Genomic DNA, 20,780 nt, shown 5'->3' on the forward strand with positions numbered 1-20,780 from the left:
CCACGCTAGACGCCATGCGGCAGCCGTCCCCCGATCGCGGGCCGCGACGACCGGGCTGTCGGCGGTGTGCGGCAGAGTGGAGGACATGACCTCCGCACCCGCCGACACCGCCCGCGACACCGCCCGCGCCGCTCTCGCCGAGCTGGTCGGGCGCGCCGACGTCGACTTCCACGACGGGCAGTACGAGGCGATCGAGGCCCTGGTGGAGGGGCGCCGCCGCGCGCTCGTGGTGCAGCGCACCGGCTGGGGCAAGTCCGCGGTGTACTTCGTGGCGACGCTGCTGCGCCGACGGCAGGGCGCGGGCCCCACCGTGCTGGTGTCGCCGCTGCTCGCCCTCATGCGCGACCAGATCGCGGCCGCAGAGCGCGCGGGCGTGCGGGCGGTGGCGATCAACTCCACGAACGCGCACGAGTGGGCGGAGGTGGAGGGGCGGCTCGCGCGCGACGAGGTCGACGTGCTGCTGGTGTCGCCCGAGCGGCTCAACAACCCCGCCTTCCGCGAGCAGCAGCTGCCCGCGCTCGTGGCCCGCCTCGGCATGCTCGTCGTCGACGAGGCGCACTGCATCAGCGACTGGGGGCACGACTTCCGGCCCGACTACCGCCGCCTGCGCGATCTGATCGGCCAGCTCCCGACCGACGTGCCGGTCCTGGCCACGACCGCGACCGCCAACAGCCGCGTGGTGGCCGACGTCGCCGAGCAGCTCGGAGCGCTGCCGACCGGGGAGGCCGGTGGGGCTGTGGCGTCCGCTGCACCGAGTGCGGGTGCGGATGCGGAAGCGGAAGCGGATGCGGGTGCCGGTGCGGGAGCCGTGCCGGTGCTGACGATCCGCGGACCCCTGGCCCGCACGTCGCTGCGGCTCGGCGTGCTGCGCCTGCGCGACTCGGCCAGCCGCCTGGCCTGGCTGCTGAGCCACCTCGACGACCTTCCGGGCTCCGGCATCATCTACACGCTCACGGTCGCCGCGGCCGTCGACACCGCGCGACTGCTGCGTGAGCACGGGCATGAGGTGCGCGCCTATACCGGGCAGACCGATGCCGAGGAGCGCGCCGAGTCGGAGGGCATGCTCAAGCGCAACGAGGTCAAGGCGCTCGTGGCCACCAGCGCCCTGGGCATGGGCTTCGACAAGCCCGACCTCGGCTTCGTCGTGCACCTCGGCGCGCCGTCGTCGCCCGTCGCGTACTACCAGCAGGTGGGCCGTGCGGGCCGAGCGAGCGACAACGCCGACGTGCTGCTGCTGCCCGGAGTCGAGGACCGCGACATCTGGCACTACTTCGCGACCGCGTCGATGCCCGACCGTGAGCGCGCCGAACGGGTGATCGCCGCGCTCGGCGACGCTCCGATCTCGACCCCGGCGCTGGAGGCCCTGGTCGACATCCGCCGCACGCCGCTGGAGTTGCTGCTCAAGGTGCTCGACGTCGACGGAGCCGTGCGGCGCGTGCAGGGCGGCTGGATCGCGACGGGAGCGCCGTGGACCTACGACGCCGAGCGCTACGAGCGCATCGCCGCCGAGCGGGTCGCCGAGCAGCAGCACATGCTCGACTACGAGCGGACCGACGGCTGCCGCATGGAGTTCCTGCAGCGGGCGCTCGACGACGAGACCGCCGCGCCCTGCGGTCGCTGCGACACCTGCGCGGGCGTCTGGTTCCCGACCGAGGTGGCGTCGACGGCCAGTGCGCAGGCGGCGGAGTCGCTCGACCGCGTGGGCGTGCCGATCGAGCCGCGGCGCGCCTGGCCGACCGGCGCCGACCGCCTCGACGTGCCCGTCAAGGGCCGCATCCCCGCGGACGAGCAGGCCGAGGAGGGGCGTGCGCTGGCGCGGCTCACCGATCTGGGATGGGGCGGCGCGCTGCGCGACACCTTCGCCGCGGGCGCCCCCGATGCCGCGGTGACCCCGCAGCTGGTGCAGGCGTGCGTGCGCGTGCTCGCCGGGTGGGGGTGGGCGGAGCGGCCCGTCGCCGTGGTCGCCCTGCCCTCGCGGTCGCGGCCGCTGCTGGTGGACTCGCTGGCGCGAGGACTGGCCGACATCGGGCGACTGCCGTACCTGGGCGCTCTGGAGCTGCGCGGCGGGGGACCGTCCGGCCAGTCGGGAGGGAACAGCGTGTTCCGGCTCGCGGGCGTGTGGGACCGCTTCGACGCGTCGCACCTCGAGGTGCCAGCGGGCCCCGTGCTGCTGGTCGACGACCTCGTCGACAGTCGCTGGACCATGACGGTCGCCGCGCGCACCCTCCGTCGTGCCGGGGCCACCGCGGTGCTCCCGTTCGCGCTCGCCCTCCGCGGCTGACGCCGGGGCCCCGGGCTCAGTCGTCGGCGGGGGAGATGCGCGGGGGCCAGGAGGTCGCGCCGAGCTCGCGGGAGATGTTCCTCGCGGTCTCGCGCAGAGCGTTCACGACGGCGTCCGAGGCGGGGGTCTGCGAGGTCGGCAGGACCACGGCGACCGCGGCGACGATCGCGTCGGAGGCATCGGCGACGGGCGCCGCGAGCGACGACTCACCGAGCACGGCCTCGTCGAACTCGCCCGCCATGCCCCGCTCGGCGATCGCGGGCAGCTCCAGCGTCAACCGCGCGACGTCGGTGACCGTGTCGCCGGTGAGGCTGCGCAGCGGTGCGTCGAACACCGTCCGCTGGAACCCCTGGTCGTACGCGAGCAGCACCCTGCCCATCGCGGAGGCGTGCGCGGGGATCGCCATACCGGTCTCGAGCATCTGCTGGCTGTCGTCGGGGCGCAGGTTGTGATGGATCACCAGCACGTCGGTGAAGTGCGGCGCTCCCAGGCGCACGGAGAGGTGCGTGCGGCGGGCGAGCTCCTGGGTCCAGCGCATGGACCGCGCCCGCACGTCGAGGCTGTCGAGGTACACGTTGCTGAGGCGCAGCAGGGTGGGGCCGAGCATGTAGCGCTGCCCTCCGCGCTCCTTGGCGACCAGGCCGTGCGCGCGCAGCGACTTCACGATGCCGTGCACGGTCGACGGCGGCAGGCCGAGCGCGCTCGACAGGTCGGTGATGCCGAGGTGGCGCGCCCCCTGCAGCAGGTCGAGGATCTTCGCCGCACGGTCGATCGCCTGGATCATCCGCGTCTCCTTCCGGTCGTCGTCGACCCGGTCGCGCCGGTCGCCTGAACGATCTTGACAAGCCGGCAGGCTCCGAGCATATTCGACATTAACGAATTCCTTTCGGATTTTCGGGACAGCGCACGATGCATCAAAGGAGATCGCACGATGAAGAAGCTCATCAACGCCCCGGAAGACGTCCTCGTCGAATCCCTGCGGGGCGTCGCCGCCGCTCATCCGGAGCTGTCGGTGGATCTGGAGAACCACGTCATCACGCGGGCCACGCCCAAGGCGCAGGGCAAGGTCGCCGTCGTGTCCGGTGGCGGGTCGGGACACGAGCCCCTGCACGGCGGCTACGTGGGCACGGGCATGCTCGATGCGGCCGTCGCCGGGGAGGTCTTCACCTCACCCACCCCCGACCGCGTGCAGGTGGCGACCCAGGCCGTCGACCGTGGCGCCGGCGTGCTGCACATCGTGAAGAACTACACCGGCGACGTGCTCAACTTCGAGATGGCGGCCGAGCTTGCGTCGATGGAGGGCATCGAGGTGGGCACGGTCGTGGTCGACGACGACGTCGCGGTGCAGGACTCGCTGTACACGGCGGGACGCCGCGGGGTCGGGCTCACGGTGCTGCTGGAGAAGCTCGTGGGCGCCGCCGCCGAGGAGGGCCGCGACCTCGCGTCCGTCGTCGAGCTGGCGAAGCGCATCAACGGACAGGGGCGCTCGATGGGCATGGCGCTCACGAGCTGCACCGTGCCCGCCGCGGGCAAGCCCACGTTCGACCTCCCGGACGACCAGATGGAGATCGGCATCGGCATCCACGGCGAGCCGGGCCGGCACCGCGAGCCGCTCGCGCCCGCGTCCGACATCGCCCGCCAGCTCGTCGAACCCATCCTGGGCGACATCGACGCGGCCGGTCCCGCGATCGTGATGCTCAACGGCATGGGTGCGACCCCGCTCATCGAGCTCTACCTCATGTACGGCGAGGTCGCCGCGATCCTGGAGAAGTCGGGCGTGCAGATCGCCCGCAACCTCGTCGGCAACTACATCACCTCGCTCGACATGGCCGGCTGCTCGGTCACGGTGCTGAAGGCCGACGACGAGCTGCTGCGGCTGTGGGACGCACCCGTGGTCACCCCCGGCCTGCGGTGGGGCGCCTGATGGCGGCCGTCGGCACCGCGCAGCTCGCGGACTGGATCACCCGCTACCGCGACGCGGTCACCGCGCAGCGCGACTGGCTCACTGAGCTGGACTCCGCGATCGGCGACGCCGACCACGGCGCCAACATGGCCCGCGGCTTCGCGGCCGTGGGAGACAAGCTGGCCGCGGGGACCCCGGCCACGGTCGACGAGCTGCTGAAGACGGTCGGCATGACGCTCGTGAGCTCGGTGGGCGGAGCGAGCGGCCCGCTGTACGGCACCTTCTTCCTGCGCATGGGCATGTCCGCCGGAGCGGTCTCGGAGCTGGACGGCCCCGCGCTCGCCGCGGCCCTGCGTGCCGGACTCGAGGGCATCGTCGCCCGCGGCAAGCCCGAGGCGGGGGACAAGACCATGTACGACGCGATGGCGCCGGCGGTCGATGCGTTCGACGCGGCGCTCGCCGACGGGTCCTCGGTGGGCGACGCCGCCCGGGCGGCGGCCGACGCGGCGGCCGCGGGGCGCGACGCCACCCTCGACCTGGTGGCGCGCAAGGGGCGCGCCAGCTACCTGGGCGAACGCAGCGCGGGGCACCTCGACCCGGGCGCGGCCTCCACCGCGATCCTGTTCGACACGCTCGCCGCCGCGATCGCGGACAGCGCCTGATGATCGGCATCGTCGCCGTCTCCCACAGCGCCCGGCTCGGGGAGGCGGCGCTCGAGCTCGCCCTCCAGATGGTGCCGGGGGGAGGCGTGCGCGTCGAGGTGGCGGCGGGCGCGGGGGTCGACGCCGACGGTGCCCCGGTACTCGGGACCGACGCCGTGGCCGTCGCGACCGCGATCGATGTGCTCGCCGCGGACTGCGACGGGGTGCTGGTGCTGATGGACCTCGGGTCCGCGGTGCTGAGCGCCGAGCTCGCGCTGGAGCTGCGGGCGAGCGACGTGCCGGTGCGACTGGCGCCCGCGCCGTTCGTGGAGGGGCTGCTCGCCGCGGTGGTCGCCGCCGCGGCCGGGGCCGACCTCGACGCCGTGGCCGCGGAGGCGACCGGAGCGCTGGTGGCGAAGAGCGGACAGCTCGGGGAGCCCGAGGCGGAGGCGGGCGCCGCCGGGAGCACGGGGGTGGGAGCGGGTACGACGACCGGGTCCGCGGCCGTGCCGGAGTCGGAGCCAGGGACGCGGGGGGACTCGCCGAGCGGGTCAGGATCCGCGGCGACGGGCGGGACTCCGGCGGACCCGCCGGAGCCGGGCGCGCATGAGGAGGGCGTGAGTGTGCGTCGCGTGCGGGTGCGCAACCCGCTGGGCATCCACGCGCGCCCGGCCGCCCTGATCGCGGAGGCCGCCGGTGGCGCGGACGTGCGCCTGCGACGGCTGCCCGACGGGATCGAGGCGGCGGCGCGCAGCCTCACGCGCCTGCTCGCGCTTGGAGCGCGGCAGGGCACGGAGTTCGAGCTGATCGGCCGTGGTCCCGATGCCGGGGCCGCCCTCGACCGGCTGGTCGCCCTGTTCGACGACGGCTTCGCCGAGGGCACGGAGGACGCACAGCGCGACGACACCCGAGCCGCGGACGGTGCCGGCGGAGAGGGCGCTCGCGCCACCGTCGGGGGTCCGGATGCGTCCGTCGCGGCGGACGGCCCGGGTGTTGCCGCCGCCGCGGAGACCGGGAGCCGTGGCGCCGGCGCGGAGACGAACGACGCCCACGGGGAGAGAGCGGGTTCGGCTGCGGACGCAGCGGGTGTGGACGGCGATGCGGACGGACCGGTGCCGATCGAGCCCGGGGCCGTGCTGCGGGGGCGCGGTGTGAGCCCGGGGAGGGTCGCGGCGCCGGTGGTGCACGTGGCGCCGCCGCTGCCGGAGCCCGACGCCGAGACGGTGGTCGCGCCGGACGAGCGCGAGGCCGAGGTGTCGGCGATCGAGTGGGCCGCGGTGGCCGTGGCCGACCAGCTGCGCTCGCGCACGGCTCAGGCGACCGGCGAGGCCCGCGCGATCCTCGATGCGTCCCGGCTCCTCGCGTCCGACCCGGAGCTGGTGTCGGAGGCGACGGAGCTCGTGCGCGCGCAGGGACGCACGGCCGCGCGCGCCGTCTGGGAGACGTCCGCGACGCACGAGAAGGCCCTCCTCGCGCTCGGCGGCCGGATGGCCGAGCGCGCCGCCGACATCCGCGACGTGCGCGATCGCATCATCGCGGAGATCCTGCGGGTCGACCTGCCGGGTGTGCCGGAGCGCGACGAGCCGTTCGTGCTGGTGGCGACCGACCTGTCGCCGGCCGACACCGCCACCCTGGACGGGGGGCGGTGCGTGGCGCTGGTGACGGAGCAGGGCGGCCCGACCTCGCACACCGCGATCATCGCGCGGTCGCTCGGGCTCCCCGCGGTGGTGGGGCTCGCCGGCGCCCTCGCGATCTCCGAGGGCACCACCGTGCTGGTGGATGGAGAACGCGGCACCGTGACGGTCGATCCGGATGAGGTCGACGTGGCGTCCGCGCGCGCAGCGTCCACCGTCGTGACCTTCGACGGTCGCGGGCGCCTGGCGGACGGGACGCGCCTCCCGCTGCTCGCCAACGTCGGCGGTGCGAGCGATGCCGCGTCGGCGGCGGCCGCGCAGGCGGAGGGCGTCGGCCTGTTCCGCACCGAGTTCTGCTTCCTCGGCCGTGTCGATGCGCCGACGATCGACGAGCAGGTCGAGGCGTATCGCGGAGTGCTCGCCGCGTTCCCCGGCCGCACGGTGGTGGTGCGCACGCTCGATGCGGGCAGCGACAAGCCGCTGCCCTTCGCGAACGCCGATCACGAGGACAACCCGGCCCTCGGTGTGCGCGGACTGCGCATCGCCCGGCGGAACCCCGCCCTGCTCGACGATCAGCTGCGGGCCCTCGCGCGCGCGGCGGATGCGGAGTCGGCCGAGGTCGAGGTGATGGCGCCGATGGTCGCGACCGTCGAGGAGGCGCGGGAGTTCGCGGAGCGGTGTCACGCCGCCGGGCTGGACCGCGTCGGGATCATGATCGAGACGCCCGCTGCCGCCCTGCTGGCGGCCGAGCTGTTCGAGGTCGTGGACTTCGTGAGCCTCGGGACGAACGACCTCGCCCAGTACACGCTGGCGGCCGACCGCCTGCTGAGCGACCTCGGCGAGCTGAACGACCCGTGGCAGCCCGCAGTCCTGCGCCTGATCGGCATGGTGGGCGCGGCGGGTCGCGCGGCGGGGAAGCCGGTCGGGGTGTGCGGTGAGGCCGGGGGCGATCCGGCCCTCGCTCCCGTGCTGGTCGGGCTCGGCGTGACCTCCCTGTCGATGACCCCGCGTGCGCTCGGCCGGGTGGCCGCGGCGCTGGACGCGGTGACCGTCGAGGACTGCCGTCGGATGGCCGAGGCCGCGGCCGGTGCCCCCACGGCGGCCGAGGCGCGGGCGGCCGTGACGCACGCCGGGTGACGGCGCCCGACGCGGGCTTCTGCGGTCGCGGCGGGGGTGTATGCCGATGCGGGCATGCGATCCGTATCGTTCTCGTCACGGTGGTCGGCTGGCCAGTATTTTGGTGGGCCGGACCACTACGCTCGCGGCAGGGGACGCGCCGTCGGCGCGTGAGAGACCACCGGAGGGTCGAATGTCCAGCATGTCGTTCGTGAAGAGATCGATCGCGCGAGGCGGCCTCGCGGCCGTCCTCGTGGGGGCGCTCGCGGGGGTGTCCGCGTGCGCACCGACTCCCGAGCCCGCGTCGAGTCCTTCGGCCGCGCCGTCGACCTCGGCGCCGGAGCCGTACGATGGGCCGCTGCTCTTCGTCGGCGACGAGCTGGAGTCGTTCGCACTGACTCCGCAGGAGGTCGCCGGCCTCTTCCCGGGGGCACCGCCCGCGACCGCGATCACGGACACGCTCGTGCAGTACGCCGACGGCGGCGGTCCCGACTTCGCTCCGGCCGTCTGCAGGCTCCTGATCAGCGAGACGTCGATGCGCAGCGTCGGCGCGCGCACGGTGCCGTGGGTCGATGGCGCAGACGCCGGGAACAGCGGAAGGCAGGAGATCCTGCAGTTCGCCTCGGAGGAGAACGCGTCCGCTCGGATGGACGACCTCGTGTCGACGGTCGAGAGCTGCGCGCAGTTCGACGCCCAGGGGCCGGGGTCCTTCACGGCCTCCGTGGCTCCCGACGGCGATGGTGTCCGCGCCTTCGCCGGGACGCTGGAACTCGACTCCTCGGGGAGCCCGTGGCGTGCACACCACGCGTTCGCCGCGGTCGGCAACGTGATCGTGCACGCGTGGCAGCCGGCACAGGACGGTTCCGCGTTCGACGCGGAGGCCGCTGCGCTCCTGCTGCGCGACCGTGCGGTGGAGGCGAAGACCGCGCTCGTGGACGAGCTCACCGCGCAGCCGCCCCTCACGCCGACGCCGTCCGAGCAGGATCCCTCCGCCGACTGGAGCACGTGGGAGCTGACGCCGACGGGCGTCGGTCCTCTGATCTTCGGTGCCGACCGCGCCGCCGCGCTCGCCGCGGTCCCCGGCGCGACGGCCGAGGAGTTCACCTGGACGGACACGGCCGCGCGCCTGGTGAGTCCGGACGGACAGTCCTCGCTCATCCTGCACTTCACCGAAGACGGGGCGCGGCTCAGCGGCGTGACCGCCGGCATCGCGAACCTGGACGGTGACGTCGACCCGAACGGCGACCTGCTCCCGGCGGCCCAGGGCGTGCGCATCGGGGCGCCGCTCGCCGACGCCGTCGCCGCATTCCCCGATGGCACGTTCCTGCAGATCGTCTCGTCCGGCGAGGACTTCTATCAGTGGGCGACGAGGGAGGGCGGCGTGGTTCGCTTCCGCGCGGACCGCGACGCCGCGGATCCGGCGGCCGTCATCACCGGGATCACGGTGGAGGATGCGACGCTGACCCCGCCCCTCACCGTCGACTGACGCACGCTCTGCGTCGGGCCGCGGTCCCGCCCTGTCTTACTGACCGATCGTTCAGTTAGTATGGGCCGAGCGGGACCGCGGCGTCCCGTCCCCAGCGCGACGAGGAGGTCGGCGATGACGGATGTGACGACGGAGACGGCGGAGGCCGTGCAGCCCAATCGCGCCATGATGCAGCGCGACCGCGCGTCCGCGATGCTCGGGCTCACGGTCGAGCGCGACGACCCCGGTCATGCGGTCGTCTCGATGCGCGTGCGCGATGACATGACCAACGGCTTCGGCATCACCCACGGCGGGTTCGTGTTCGCGCTCGCCGACACGGCCTTCGCGATCGCCTGCAATGAGGACGACCGGGTCACGGTCGCGGCCGGAGCCGACATCGCCTTCCTCAAGCCGACCGTCGCCGGGCAGACCCTCACGGCCACGGCCGTGCGACGCACCCGCACCGGGCGCTCCGGCATCTACGACGTCACCGTGGTCGACGAGCAGGGCGACACCGTCGCCGAGTTCCGCGGCCGCTCCCGCACCACGCCCCAGACCCACTGACCCGCCGAAACCCGAGGAGCCCCCGTGTCGACGACGACCGCCCCCGCTTCCGCCCTCCGCCCGCCCGCCGCCGAGGAACTCGACCCCGAGGAGCGCCTGAGCCGTGCGGAGCTCGAGGCCCTTCAGCTGGAGCGGCTGCAACGGACCGTGCGCCACGCCTACGCGAACGTGCCGCTCTACACCCGCAAGTTCGACGAGGCGGGCGTGCACCCCGACGACATCCGGTCGCTCGACGACGTGCGCCGCCTGCCCTTCACGACGAAGGACGACCTGCGCGAGACCTACCCGTTCGGGATGTTCGCGGTGCCGATGGACGAGGTCGCCCGCATCCACGCCTCCAGCGGCACCACGGGCCGCCCGACCGTGGTCGGCTACACCCGGGGCGACCTCGACCGCTGGGGTTCGCTCGTGGCGCGGTCGCTGCGGGCCAGCGGCATCCGGCGGGGCATGAAGGTGCACAACGCCTACGGCTACGGCCTGTTCACGGGCGGCCTCGGAGCGCACGCGGGCATCGAGGCCCTGGGTGCCACGGTGATCCCGATGTCGGGCGGGCAGACGGCACGGCAGGTGCAGCTGATCCGCGACTTCGAGCCGGACGCCATCCTGTGCACGCCCAGTTACCTGCTCACGATCGCGGACGCGATGGCCGCGCAGGGCATCGACCCCCGGTCGACGTCGCTGAAGGTGGCGGTGCTCGGTGCCGAGCCGTGGACGAACGAGATGCGGCACGAGCTCGAGCAGCGCCTGGACCTCGACGCGCTCGACATCTTCGGGCTCAGCGAGGTGATGGGGCCCGGGGTCGGGAACGAGTGCCTGGAGACCAAGGACGGGCCGCACCTGTGGGAGGACCACTTCCTGCCCGAGGTGATCGACGGCGACACGCTCGAGGCGCTCCCCGACGGGGAACGCGGCGAGCTCGTGTTCACCTCGCTCACCAAGGAGGCCTTCCCGGTGATCCGCTACCGCACGCGTGACATCACGCGCCTGCTGCCGGGCACCGCGCGGCCGGGCATGCGGCGCATGGAGAAGGTGACGGGTCGCAACGACGACATGATCATCCTGCGCGGCGTGAACCTGTTCCCGACGCAGATCGAGGAGCTGGTGCTGGGCATCGAGCAGCTGACCCCGCACTTCATCCTGGAGCTGACGAAGGAGGGGCGGATGGACGCGCTGACCGTGCGCATCGAGCGTCACCCCGACCTCTCGGTGGACACGTGCGCGGCGGCGGCGAAGGTGCTGGCACAGCGCATCAAGGTGTTCGTCGGGTCGACGGTCGCGGTGCGGCTGGAGGAGCCGGGTGCCCTGCCCCGCAGCGAGGGCAAGTACAAGCGCGTCTACGACCTGCGCTGACACGGCGCCGAGATCGCGCGGCCTGCACGGCGCGGGGGCGCCGCGATGGGAGACTGTGGGGGATGTCCGAGATGCAGACCACGCGGCGCGGCCGCCCCGGGTACGACCAGCAGGGGATCCTCGACGTCGCGGTCGCCGCGTTCAACGAGCACGGCTACGACGCGACCTCGATCGGCAAGCTGGCCGAGCGCCTTGGCCTGTCGAAGTCGGCGATCTACCACCACTTCGCCTCGAAGGACGACATCCTCGACCGGGCGCTCGACGCTGCCCTGAGCGGCCTGGAGGCCGTTGTCGACGACCCGCTGCCGCTCACGGACGGCGGCCAGGCGCCCGACGCCGTCGCGCGCCTGGAGCACGTGCTGCGCGGCGCCGTGCACGTGCTCGTGTCGCAGCTGCCCGCCGTGACCCTGCTGCTGCGGGTCCGCGGGAACACCGACGTGGAGCGGCGTGCGCTCACGCGCCGTCGCGCGTTCGACCGGCGCATCACCGCGCTCGTCGGAGAGGCGCAGGCGGAGGGGTCGCTGCGCTCCGACATCGACGCGGCCGTCGTGGCCCGCCTCACGTTCGGCATGATCAACTCGATCGTCGAGTGGTACCGCCCCGGAGGGCGTGAGGGCGCGGACCGGCTCGCCGACGACGTGGTCGCCATCGCCCTCGACGGCCTGCGCCGCCGCTGAGGCGCCGGACACCCCGCCCGCCCGGCGCCCCGCGCTTTCACACGGCGGCGAGCTCCTTGGCGACGAGTGTGAGCACGTCGTAGGTCGCGACGATCTCGTCGTCCTGGTTCTTCAGCACCGCATCCCACCGCACCTCGCCGTACTCGTCGGTCTCGCGCGGGGTGATCTGCTTGGCGGTGAGCTCGACCCGGATCTCGTCGCCGGGTGACACGGGCGTCACGAAGCGCAGGTTCTCCAGGCCGGAGTTGGCCAGCACGGGTCCCGGCGCCGGGTCGACGAACAGCCCAGCGGCCCACGACACCAGCAGGTAGCCGTGCGCGACCCGTCCGGGGAAGAACGGGTTCGCGGCCGCGGAGGCCTCGTCCATGTGCGCGTAGAAGGTGTCGCCCGTGAACGCCGCGAACGTCTCGATGTCGTCGAGGGTCACGGTGCGCGAGGGGCTTGCGACCTGATCGCCGATCCGCAGCTCGGACAGCGACTTGCGGAACGGATGCACGCCGTCGTTCGCCTCAAAGGGGCGGGCCGTCGCGCCCTGATGCCACACGCCGGTGAGCGCGGTCATCATCTCGGGGGAGCCCTGCACGGCCGTCCGCTGCATGTGGTGCAGCACCGCGCGGATGCCGCCCAGCTCCTCGCCGCCGCCCGCCCTGCCCGGCCCGCCGTGCACGAGGTTGGGCAGGGGGGAGCCGTGACCGGTCGAGCTGCGCGCGTCGTCGCGGTCGAGGAACAGCACCCGGCCGTTGTAGGCGGCGATGCCGGCCGCCAGGGTCGTCGCGACCTCGGGGTCGTGGGTCGCGACACTGGTGACGAGGGAGCCGCCGCCGCGGGCCACGAGTTCCGACGCCTCGGCCAGCGACCGGTACCCGACGATGCTCGACACCGGGCCGAACGCCTCGATCTCGTTCACGGCGGGGCTGGTCGCGTCGGCGAAGCGCAGCAGCATCGGGGCGACGAAGGCGCCGTCGGGGGCGGTCGCCTCGCTGCCGTCGGCGTGACGCACCGCGGGGTCGTCGGTCGAGCCGATCACGAGCTCGCCGCCCCCCTCCTGCAGCCGTCGCACCTGGCGGCGCACCTCGTCGCGCTGTGCGAGGGAGGCGAGCGGGCCCATCGTGACGCCCTCGGCCCGCGGGTCGCCCACGACGATCCGCTGCTCCAGGCGCGCGCGCACGGCGGCGATCACGTCGTCAACCGCGTCCTCAGGCACGATGGCGCGGCGGATCGCGGTGCACTTCTGCCCGGCCTTCGAGGTCATCTCGGTCACGAGCTGCTTCACGTAGGCGTCGAACTCGGGGGTGCCGCTCACGGCGTCGGTGCCGAGGATCGACGCGTTGATCGAGTCGGTCTCGCTCGTGAAGCGCACACCGCCGGTCTGCACCGCGTCGTGCGCGCGCAGGCGCTCCGCGGTCGAGGCCGAGCCGGTGAACGCCACGAGGTCGCCCAGGCGCAGATGGTCGAACAGGTCAGGCGCACTGCCCGACACCAGCTGCAGCGAGCCGTCGGGCAGCAGCCCGGACTCGACCATCACGCGCACCATCGCCTCGGTGAGGTAGCCGGTGGGCGTCGCGGGCTTCACGACCGTGGGCACCCCGGCGAGGAAGGCGGGCGCGAACTTCTCCAGCGACCCCCACACCGGGAAGTTGAAGGCGTTGATCTGCACGGCCACCCCGGGCAGGCGCGTGTAGATGTGGCGGCCGAGGAACGAGCCGTCGCGCGAGAGGTTCTCGACGGCGCCGTCGACGTAGACCTTCGCGTTGGGCAGCTCACGGCGGCCCTTGCTGGAGTAGGCGAAGAGCACGCCGATGCCGCCGTCGATGTCGACCCAGGAGTCCTGCGCCGTGGCGCCCGTGCGGCTCGACAGCGCGTACAGCTCCTCCTTGCGCGCCGTGAGGGCGAGCGCGAGCTTCTTCAGCAGCACGGCCCGCTGGTGGAAGGTGAGCGCGCCGAGAGACGCCTGCCCGACCGTGCGCGCGTGGTCCAGGGTGGCGCCCAGGTCGAGCCCGGTCGTGGAGACGCGCGTGACCACCTCGCCCGTGGAGGCGTCGCGCACCTCGGTGGCCTCGGTGTCGGCGGACGGGGTCCACCACGCACCCTGCACGTAGCTGGGGAGGATCTCGGTCATGGGGGTTCCCTTCATCAGTCGTCCCAGTCGTAGAAGCCGCGTCCGCTCTTGCGGCCGAGGTGGCCCTCGGCGACGAGACGGCGCAGCAGAGCGGGGGGTTCGAAGCGCGGGCCCAGGTGCGCGGCCAGGTACTCGGCGATGCCGAGCCGCACGTCGAGCCCCACGAGGTCGGTGAGCCGGAGCGGGCCCACCGGATGCTTGTAGCCGAGGGTCATGGCGGCGTCAATGTCGGCCGCCGAGGCGACGCCGTCCTCCAGCATCCGGATCGCCTCCAGGCCGAGCGCGACGCCCAGTCGTGAGGAGGCGAAGCCCGGCGCGTCGGCGACCACGATCGGCGTCTTGCCGAGGGCGTGCACCCAGCCGCGGGCCGCGTCGGTCAGGGCCGCGTCGGTCGCCGCGCCGCGCACGATCTCCACCAGGGTCGAGGCGGGCACCGGGTTGAAGAAGTGCAGGCCGAGGAAGCGCGCCGGGCGGTCGAGCACGGCGGCGAGCTCGTCGATCGCGATGGAGGATGTGTTGGAGGCCAGGGCGGCGGCGGGGGAGAGCTGCGCCTCCACGCGGGTGAGCGCCTCGATCTTCAGGCTCAGGTCCTCCGGCACGGCCTCGACGACGAGGTCGCAGTCGGCGAAGAGGGCCGCGTCGGTGCCGGTCGCGAAGCGTGCCCGATACGACGCGACCGTGTCGGTGGCGGAGCCGCGGGCGATCGAGGCGTCGACGGAGCCGAGCACGCGCGCGGACGCCGTCTCCGCCGCCGCGTCATCGCGTTCCACCACGGTCACGCGGGAACCCGCGAGCAGGAAGGCGTGCGCGATGCCGGCGCCCATGCGCCCGCCGCCGAGCACGCCGACGCGCGCCGGGGCGGTGGGCGGGGCCGTCGCGGCGGCCGCGGAGGGGGAAGGTGAGGTGGTCGTCATCGGTCTCTCCGCTCCAGGAAGGCGGTCATGCGGCGGAACTTCTCCGGGCTCTCGAAGAGCACGGACTGCTCCTCCAGGTCGACGGCGGGGTGCCGGTCGCGCGGGGCGCGCAGCACGCGCTTGGTCGCCATCGTGGCCGCGGGGTCGTTGCGGGCGATGCGGTCGGCCACGGCGTGGGCGGCGTCGAGCAGCTCGTCCGGCTCGTGCAGAGCGGAGACGATCCCGAGGCGCAGCGCCTCGTCGGCGAGCACCGTGCGACCGGTGAACAGCAGCTCGGCGGCCCTGGCCTCACCCACGATCTCCTTCAGCCGCCACGATGCCCCGGCCGCGGCGATGATCCCGAGACCGGTCTCGGGGTTGCCGATGCGGAGCGCGGGCGTGGCGAGGCGGATGTCCGCGGCGTAGGCGAGCTCGGCCCCACCGCCCAGGGCGTAGCCGTCGATCGCGGCGATCACGGGCATCGGCAGCTCCGCGAGGCGCACGAACGCGTGGGCGTTGATGCCGCGCAGCGCGTCGGCGGCGCGGCGCTCCCGCAGCTGGGCGATGTCGGCACCCGCGGCGAACACGCCCTCGGCCCCGGTGAGGATCAGCGTCTTCGGCGTCTCCTCCAGCTCCGCGCACAGGGCGTGCAGCGCGTCGATCGTGGCCTGGTCGATCGCGTTGCGCTTGTGCGGACGATTCAGGGTCGCGATCACCCGGTCCTCGCGGTGCTCGACCAGCAGCGGCGTCGCGGGCGGGGTCTCGGCGGTCGGCGCCGCGGTCATCGCACGGCCTCCAGGATCGTGGCCGCCCCCTGCCCGACGCCGACGCACATCGTCGCCAGGCCGTATTGCGAGCCCTCACGCTCCATGCGGCCCATCAGCGTGACCAGCAGCCGCGAGCCCGAGGAGCCGAGGGGGTGGCCCAGCGCGATGGCTCCGCCGTCGGCGTTCACCCGGTCCTCGTCGAGTCCGAGGCGGCGGATGCACGCGAGCGACTGCGATGCGAAGGCCTCGTTCAGCTCGATCGACCCCAGGTCGTCCAGCGACAGCCCCGAACGGTGCAGTGCCTTCTCGGTCGCGGGCACCGGCCCGAGCCCCATGACCTCGGGGGCGAGTCCGGCCGAGGTGCCCACCACGATGCGCGCGCGGGGCGTGAGGCCGTAGCGCTCCACGGCCGCAGCGCTCGCCACCAGCACCGCTGACGCGCCGTCGTTGAGGGCGCTGGAGTTGCCCGCGGTCACGACCTCGCCGCCCGCGACCACGGGGCGCAGCCTGGCCAGGACCTCGAGGGTCGTGTCGGGGCGGGGGCCCTCGTCGACGAGCACCTCGCCGTTGCGCACGGGCACGCCGACGATCTCGGGGGCGAAGCGACCGGCGCTGATCGCGGCGGCGGCGCGCTGCTGCGACCGCACGGCGAACGCGTCGGCCTCCGCGCGCGTGATGCCGTCGACGCGGGCGACCTCCTCCGCAGTCTCCGGCATCGTGAACGTGGCCTTGTCGCGCGCGAGCAGCCGCGGGTTGGGGAAGCGCCAGCCGATCGAGGTGTCGAACGCGGCTCCGGGCTTGGCCCAGGCCTTCTCGGGCTTCGCCTGCACCCAGGGCGCGCGGGTCATCGACTCCACGCCGCCCGCCACGATGAGGTCGGCGTCGCCGGCGCGGATCGCCTGGGCGGCCATGGTCACGGCCGACATGCCGGAGGCGCAGAGCCGGTTGACGGTGATGCCGGGCACGGTGTCGGGGAGCCCCGCGAGCAGCACCGCCATCCGGGCGACGTTGCGGTTGTCCTCACCGGCCTGGTTCGCCGCGCCGAGGATGACCTCGTCGAGCTCCGCGGTCGCGGGGTCGAGCCCGGCGCGCCGCACGGCCTCGCCGACGACGAGGGCGGCCAGATCGTCGGGGCGGACCGTGGCGAGGGTGCCGCCGTAGCGCCCGACCGGCGTGCGCACGCCTCCGACGAGATAGGCCTCTGGCATGCGGATCTCCTGACATCGTCGTCCTGCGGGTGGTCCGGGGAGCGGCCGGCCGTGAATTACTGACCGATCGTAAGGTAATTATGGCACAGGCGCACGGCCGGCCGCGATCCCGGATCCCGCGCGTCAGACGGAGAGGTCCACGCCCTTCGTCTCCTTCACGAGCGACACCCCGATGAGCGAGATGACCGAGGCGATGGCGATGTAGAGGCCGATCGTCCACGCCGCGTGGAACTGGTTCAGCAGCGACTCCGCGATCATCGGCGCGAACGCCCCGCCGAGGATCGCGCCCAGCGCGTAGCCGATCGAGACGCCCGAGTAGCGCACGTTCGCCGGGAACATCTCGGCGTACAGCGCTGCCTGCGGGCCGTACGACAGCCCGAGGGCGAACGTCATCACGAACAGTGCCACGAAGTACCAGACGATGTTCGCGGTGTCGATCAGGAACCACATCGGGATCGCCCACACCGCCAGGGCGACGTACCCGATCTGGAAGGTGCGGATGCGCCCGAGGCGGTCGGAGAGGTGCCCGCCCCACAGCGTGAAGATCAGCCAGCCGAACGAGGCGAGCGTGGTCGCCAGGAGCACGGGCGGACGCTCCATCCCCAGCGCGGTGACCGCGTAGGTGGCGAAGAACGCGATGAGCAGGTAGCCGGCGGCGTTGTTCGCGATGAAGATGACGGCCGTCAGCACGACCTGCTTGGTGTTCGAGCGGAACAGCTGCCCGAGCGGGGCCGAGGCCTCCTTGCGGCGGCGGCGCAGGTCTTCGAACACGGGGCTCTCGTCGACCGCGCGGCGGATCACGTAGCCGACCGCGATCAGCACGATCGACAGCAGGAACGGGATGCGCCAGCCCCACTCCAGGAACGCCTCGGGCGACATCGAGCTGGTCAGCGCCCACAGCGTGAACGTCGCCAGGATCATGCCGACCGGCACACCGATCTGCGGGAAGGCGCCGAACAGGCCGCGCCGGCCCGTCGGCGCGTGCTCGACGGCCATCAGGGCGGCGCCACCCCACTCGCCGCCCGCGGAGAAGCCCTGCAGGATGCGGAGGAGGATGAGGAGGATCGGCGCGGCGACACCGATCGCCGCGTACGTCGGCAGCAGGCCGATCAGCGAGGTGGACAGGCCCATCATGACGAGCGTGAAGACGAGCATCTTCTTGCGGCCGAGCTTGTCGCCCAGGTGTCCGGCGACGATCGCGCCGAGCGGGCGGAACAGGAACGAGATGCCGATCGTGGCGAACGACAGCACCTGGGCGAGCCCCGGGCTGGACTCCGCGATCGGGGCGAGGAAGAGCGGCGCGAGCACGAGGCCGGCGGCCTGTGCGTAGATGAAGAAGTCGTACCACTCGATCGAGGTGCCCACGAGGGTGCCCGCGAGCACCCGGCGCTCTTCGGCGGGCATCCTTCCGGTGGACGAGGCGGCAGCGGTGGCTGAGGTCATGCGAACTCCGTTGTTCTGCGTCGGGTCGGGCGGCGCGGGGGACGCCGTCGATTACTTACCGAATGATCGGTCAGTAATCGCCGAGCGTAGCGCATCGTCCGCCGCTCCACGAGAGTGCGCAGCGGGTTGCGGCCTCAGATCCTCCCGAACGCACGCAGCGGATGCTCGATCAGCTCCGTCACCCGGCGCAGGAACCCGGCCGCATAACCGCCGTCGCAGACCCGGTGATCGAACACGAGCGACAGCTGGGCGATCCGCCGCGGCACGATCGCTCCCTCCACGACCCACGGGCGTTCGATGATGCGACCGATGCCGAGGATCGCGACATCAGGATGGTTGATGATCGCCGCGGAGCCGTCGACCCCCAGGCCGCCGTAGTTGTTGAGCGTGAAGGTCGAGCCGCGCAGGCGCTCGGGCGGCATGGACCCGGAGCGGGCGGTCGCGGCCAGTTCGCGCAGCGCCGTGTCGAGCTGCGCCACCGTGAGCGCGTGCGCCCGCGGGACCACCGGCACCAGGAGGCCGCGCTCGGTGTCGGCCGCGACGCCCAGGTTCACGCCGTCGAAGGAGATCAGCTCGCCGCCGTCCTCGCTCAGCCGCGACGCGAGGACCGGATAGTCCTCCAGCGCCAGCAGCACGAACCGCGCCAGCAGTGCCGTGATCGACGGCGGCCGCTCGCCCTCCGGGGCCATCTGCCCGCGGAGGTCCCACAGTTCCGTCGCATCCACGTCGACCCAGACCGTGGCCTCGGGGATCTCGGAGCGGCTGCGCGCGAGCTTCGCGCTCACGGCACGCCGCAGCGGCGACAGGCGCTCGCGGGATCGCACGGGGAGGCCGTCGAGCTCGCCGGTGCCGGTCGTGGAGGTCGGGGCTGCGGCGCCGGAGGCCGAGGTGGCGCCTGCCGTCGTGCCGAGGGCCGCGGAGTCGGAGGCCGTGTGATGCGGCGCGGTGACGCCGTCGACCGCGTGGTCCACGGCGGCGCGCAGGACGTCGGCCCGGGTGATGGCGCCGTCGGCTCCGCTCGGGGTGATGGTGTGCACGTCGAGCCCCAGGTCTCGCGCGAGGCGTCGCACGAGGGGTGAACGGACGGCCACGGGGCGGCGCGGCGCGGAGGGGGGAGCATCGACGGAGCCCGAGCCGCCCGCGGCCGCGCCGGTGCCGGGGGTGGGAGCGCCGGGAGCACCGGGAGCACCGGGCTGCGGTTCGGCAGGCGCGGCTGCGGGGCCAGCGGATCCGGCGGAGGCGTCGCGGGGAGCGGCCGCGCCGACGTGCGCGGGTCGGCGGCGCCGGCCCTTCGTGGTCGACGCCGAGGTGCCGTAGCCGATGAGCACGTTGCCGGAGCCGGCGCGCTCCTCCTGCCGGTACGCCTCCTGCTCGGTCGTCGCGGCGGGGTCGGCGTCCGGCGTGCCCGCGGCGTCGTGCGGCACGTGTCCGGGGTCGGCGACCTCCAGGACCGGGGCGCCGACGTCGATCGTGTCGCCCGGGGTGCCGTGCAGCGCCGTGATCACACCAGCGAACGGCGACGGCAGCTCCACGACGCTCTTCGCGGTCTCGACCTCGGCGATCGCCTGATCGGTGACGATCGTGTCGCCCACCGCGACCAGCCACTGCACGAGCCCGGCCTCGGTGAGCCCCTCGCCGAGATCGGGCAGGCGGAACACGCGGACGGCGGTCTTCACGGGAGTGCTCATGCGTCCTCGTCCCAGTGCAGCGTGTCGATCGCGTCGAGCACGCGGTCGACGTCGGGCAGATACCAGTGCTCGAACTTCGGCGGCGCGTACGGGGTGTCGAAGCCCGTCACGCGGCGCACGGGCGCGGCGAGGTACTCGAAGCACCGCTCGAACACGCGCGCCTGGATCTCCGAGGCGACGCTCACGAAGCCCGGCGCCTCGGCGATCACGACAGCCCGCCCGGTGGAGCGCACGGCGGCGGTCACGGTCTCGTCGTCGAAGGGAGACAGCGACCGCACGTCCACCACCTGCACGCTGCGCCCCTCCGCCGCCGCGACCTCGGCCGCCTCCAGGGCGAGCGCGACGGAGGCGCCGTAGGCGAGCAGCGTGACATCGGTGCCGTCCCTGGCGACGCGCGCGGAGCCGATCTCGGCCGTGACGGTGGTGTCGACCTCGCCCTTCGACCAGTAGAGCTTCTTCGGCTCCAGGAACACCACGGGGTCGGGCGAAGCGATCGCCGCGCGCAGCAGCGAGTACGCGTCTTGCGGGGTGGATGGGCTGACGACCGTGAGCCCCGGGGTGTGCGCGTAGTAGGCCTCGGACGAGTCGCAGTGGTGCTCGACCCCGCCGATGCCCCCGCCGAACGGGATGCGGATCACGAGGGGCATCCGGATGCCGCCGCGCGTGCGGTTGCCGAGCTTCGCGACGTGGCTGACGATCTGCTCGAACGCCGGCAGGGCGAACGCGTCGAACTGCATCTCGACCACGGGGCGCAGGCCGTTCATGGCCATGCCGACCGCCGTGCCGATGATGCCGGACTCCGCGAGCGGGGTGTCGAAGCAGCGGTCCTCGCCGAAGCGGGCCGTGAGGCCGTCAGTGATGCGGAACACGCCGCCCAGCGCGCCGACGTCCTCGCCGAACACGACCACGTCGGCATCGGAGGCCAGCGCGTCGGCGAGCGCGAGGTTGAGGGCGGCCGCCATCGTCATCGTGGCCGGTGCGGGGGCGGCGTCCGGTGCGTGGGTGCCGCCGGTGCCGGTGTTCGCGGTGTC

General features: G+C 73.5%; 16 protein-coding genes. 8 read left to right on the top strand and 8 right to left on the bottom strand.

Annotation, left to right across the window (positions count from 1 at the left end):
* The first annotated feature begins 85 nt into the window (after nt 1-85).
* Entirely contained in the window at nt 86-2,281 is a 2,196-nt protein-coding gene (locus ACWH95_RS10175; RefSeq protein WP_454120606.1) for a DEAD/DEAH box helicase, read from the top strand.
* A 16-nt stretch (nt 2,282-2,297) separates the two neighbouring features.
* On the opposite strand, the gene ACWH95_RS10180 is transcribed toward ACWH95_RS10175, so the two are convergent.
* Complete coding sequence (locus ACWH95_RS10180) at nt 2,298-3,065, bottom strand: IclR family transcriptional regulator (RefSeq protein ID WP_454120607.1); 768 nt, start codon at nt 3,063-3,065, stop codon at nt 2,298-2,300.
* Nucleotides 3,066-3,212: 147 nt separating this feature from the next.
* Here ACWH95_RS10180 and dhaK point away from each other — a divergent pair, with 147 nt between their 5' ends.
* From dhaK to ACWH95_RS10215, 7 genes are all read left to right on the top strand, one after another.
* Nucleotides 3,213-4,205, top strand: coding sequence for a dihydroxyacetone kinase subunit DhaK (gene dhaK / locus ACWH95_RS10185; protein ID WP_136030276.1), 993 nt, complete (start codon nt 3,213-3,215; stop codon nt 4,203-4,205).
* Nucleotides 4,205-4,846, top strand: a complete 642-nt coding sequence (dhaL, locus tag ACWH95_RS10190; RefSeq protein ID WP_247638494.1) for a dihydroxyacetone kinase subunit DhaL — start codon at nt 4,205-4,207, stop codon at nt 4,844-4,846. Before dhaK ends, dhaL begins: the two co-directional genes overlap by 1 nt.
* Nucleotides 4,846-7,596: a phosphoenolpyruvate--protein phosphotransferase gene (gene ptsP, locus ACWH95_RS10195; protein ID WP_454120608.1), complete on the top strand. Its 2,751-nt coding sequence runs from the start codon at nt 4,846-4,848 to the stop codon at nt 7,594-7,596. The genes dhaL and ptsP overlap by 1 nt, the downstream gene beginning before the upstream one ends.
* 181 nt (nt 7,597-7,777) lie before the next feature.
* Nucleotides 7,778-9,061 (top strand): hypothetical protein, encoded by a 1,284-nt coding sequence (locus tag ACWH95_RS10200; RefSeq protein WP_454120609.1) that lies wholly within the window; start codon nt 7,778-7,780, stop codon nt 9,059-9,061.
* Between the two features lie 114 nt (nt 9,062-9,175).
* A complete protein-coding gene (gene paaI, locus ACWH95_RS10205) occupies nt 9,176-9,604 on the top strand; it encodes a hydroxyphenylacetyl-CoA thioesterase PaaI (protein WP_136032123.1) in 429 nt (142 codons plus the stop codon).
* Between the two features lie 24 nt (nt 9,605-9,628).
* Complete coding sequence (gene paaK, locus ACWH95_RS10210; RefSeq protein ID WP_136035419.1) at nt 9,629-10,954, top strand: phenylacetate--CoA ligase PaaK; 1,326 nt, start codon at nt 9,629-9,631, stop codon at nt 10,952-10,954.
* 62 nt (nt 10,955-11,016) lie between these two features.
* Nucleotides 11,017-11,631: a TetR/AcrR family transcriptional regulator gene (locus ACWH95_RS10215; RefSeq protein WP_136032119.1), complete on the top strand. Its 615-nt coding sequence runs from the start codon at nt 11,017-11,019 to the stop codon at nt 11,629-11,631.
* A gap of 37 nt (nt 11,632-11,668) precedes the next feature.
* Here ACWH95_RS10215 and paaZ read toward each other — a convergent pair whose 3' ends face one another.
* From paaZ to ACWH95_RS10250, 7 genes are all read right to left on the bottom strand, one after another.
* Nucleotides 11,669-13,750: a phenylacetic acid degradation bifunctional protein PaaZ gene (gene paaZ, locus ACWH95_RS10220; RefSeq protein WP_454120610.1), complete on the bottom strand. Its 2,082-nt coding sequence runs from the start codon at nt 13,748-13,750 to the stop codon at nt 11,669-11,671.
* 14 nt (nt 13,751-13,764) lie between these two features.
* Nucleotides 13,765-14,664, bottom strand: a complete 900-nt coding sequence (locus tag ACWH95_RS10225; protein ID WP_247638497.1) for a 3-hydroxyacyl-CoA dehydrogenase family protein — start codon at nt 14,662-14,664, stop codon at nt 13,765-13,767.
* Nucleotides 14,661-15,428 (bottom strand): enoyl-CoA hydratase/isomerase family protein, encoded by a 768-nt coding sequence (locus ACWH95_RS10230; RefSeq protein WP_378803504.1) that lies wholly within the window; start codon nt 15,426-15,428, stop codon nt 14,661-14,663. Before ACWH95_RS10230 ends, ACWH95_RS10225 begins: the two co-directional genes overlap by 4 nt.
* Entirely contained in the window at nt 15,425-16,618 is a 1,194-nt protein-coding gene (locus ACWH95_RS10235) for a thiolase family protein (RefSeq protein ID WP_378803505.1), read from the bottom strand. The genes ACWH95_RS10230 and ACWH95_RS10235 overlap by 4 nt, the downstream gene beginning before the upstream one ends.
* A 123-nt stretch (nt 16,619-16,741) precedes the next feature.
* Complete coding sequence (locus tag ACWH95_RS10240) at nt 16,742-18,061, bottom strand: MFS transporter (RefSeq protein WP_206251595.1); 1,320 nt, start codon at nt 18,059-18,061, stop codon at nt 16,742-16,744.
* A 134-nt stretch (nt 18,062-18,195) separates the two neighbouring features.
* Entirely contained in the window at nt 18,196-19,749 is a 1,554-nt protein-coding gene (locus ACWH95_RS10245; protein ID WP_378803506.1) for a dihydrolipoamide acetyltransferase family protein, read from the bottom strand.
* Entirely contained in the window at nt 19,746-20,717 is a 972-nt protein-coding gene (locus ACWH95_RS10250; RefSeq protein ID WP_136044543.1) for an alpha-ketoacid dehydrogenase subunit beta, read from the bottom strand. The genes ACWH95_RS10245 and ACWH95_RS10250 overlap by 4 nt, the downstream gene beginning before the upstream one ends.
* Between the last annotated feature and the right edge of the window lie 63 nt (nt 20,718-20,780).

Source organism: Microbacterium sp. NPDC055502 (genome assembly GCF_053643635.1).

Coding starts and splice junctions, on each gene's coding strand:
- ACWH95_RS10175 (WP_454120606.1), top strand. CDS start 86: ATGACCTCCGCACCCGCCGACACCGCCCGCGACACCGCCCGCGCCGCT.
- ACWH95_RS10180 (WP_454120607.1), bottom strand. CDS start 3,065: ATGATCCAGGCGATCGACCGTGCGGCGAAGATCCTCGACCTGCTGCAG.
- dhaK (WP_136030276.1), top strand. CDS start 3,213: ATGAAGAAGCTCATCAACGCCCCGGAAGACGTCCTCGTCGAATCCCTG.
- dhaL (WP_247638494.1), top strand. CDS start 4,205: ATGGCGGCCGTCGGCACCGCGCAGCTCGCGGACTGGATCACCCGCTAC.
- ptsP (WP_454120608.1), top strand. CDS start 4,846: ATGATCGGCATCGTCGCCGTCTCCCACAGCGCCCGGCTCGGGGAGGCG.
- ACWH95_RS10200 (WP_454120609.1), top strand. CDS start 7,778: ATGTCGTTCGTGAAGAGATCGATCGCGCGAGGCGGCCTCGCGGCCGTC.
- paaI (WP_136032123.1), top strand. CDS start 9,176: ATGACGGATGTGACGACGGAGACGGCGGAGGCCGTGCAGCCCAATCGC.
- ACWH95_RS10215 (WP_136032119.1), top strand. CDS start 11,017: ATGTCCGAGATGCAGACCACGCGGCGCGGCCGCCCCGGGTACGACCAG.
- paaZ (WP_454120610.1), bottom strand. CDS start 13,750: ATGACCGAGATCCTCCCCAGCTACGTGCAGGGTGCGTGGTGGACCCCG.
- ACWH95_RS10225 (WP_247638497.1), bottom strand. CDS start 14,664: ATGACGACCACCTCACCTTCCCCCTCCGCGGCCGCCGCGACGGCCCCG.
- ACWH95_RS10230 (WP_378803504.1), bottom strand. CDS start 15,428: ATGACCGCGGCGCCGACCGCCGAGACCCCGCCCGCGACGCCGCTGCTG.
- ACWH95_RS10235 (WP_378803505.1), bottom strand. CDS start 16,618: ATGCCAGAGGCCTATCTCGTCGGAGGCGTGCGCACGCCGGTCGGGCGC.
- ACWH95_RS10240 (WP_206251595.1), bottom strand. CDS start 18,061: ATGACCTCAGCCACCGCTGCCGCCTCGTCCACCGGAAGGATGCCCGCC.
- ACWH95_RS10245 (WP_378803506.1), bottom strand. CDS start 19,749: ATGAGCACTCCCGTGAAGACCGCCGTCCGCGTGTTCCGCCTGCCCGAT.
- ACWH95_RS10250 (WP_136044543.1), bottom strand. CDS start 20,717: ATGACGATGGCGGCCGCCCTCAACCTCGCGCTCGCCGACGCGCTGGCC.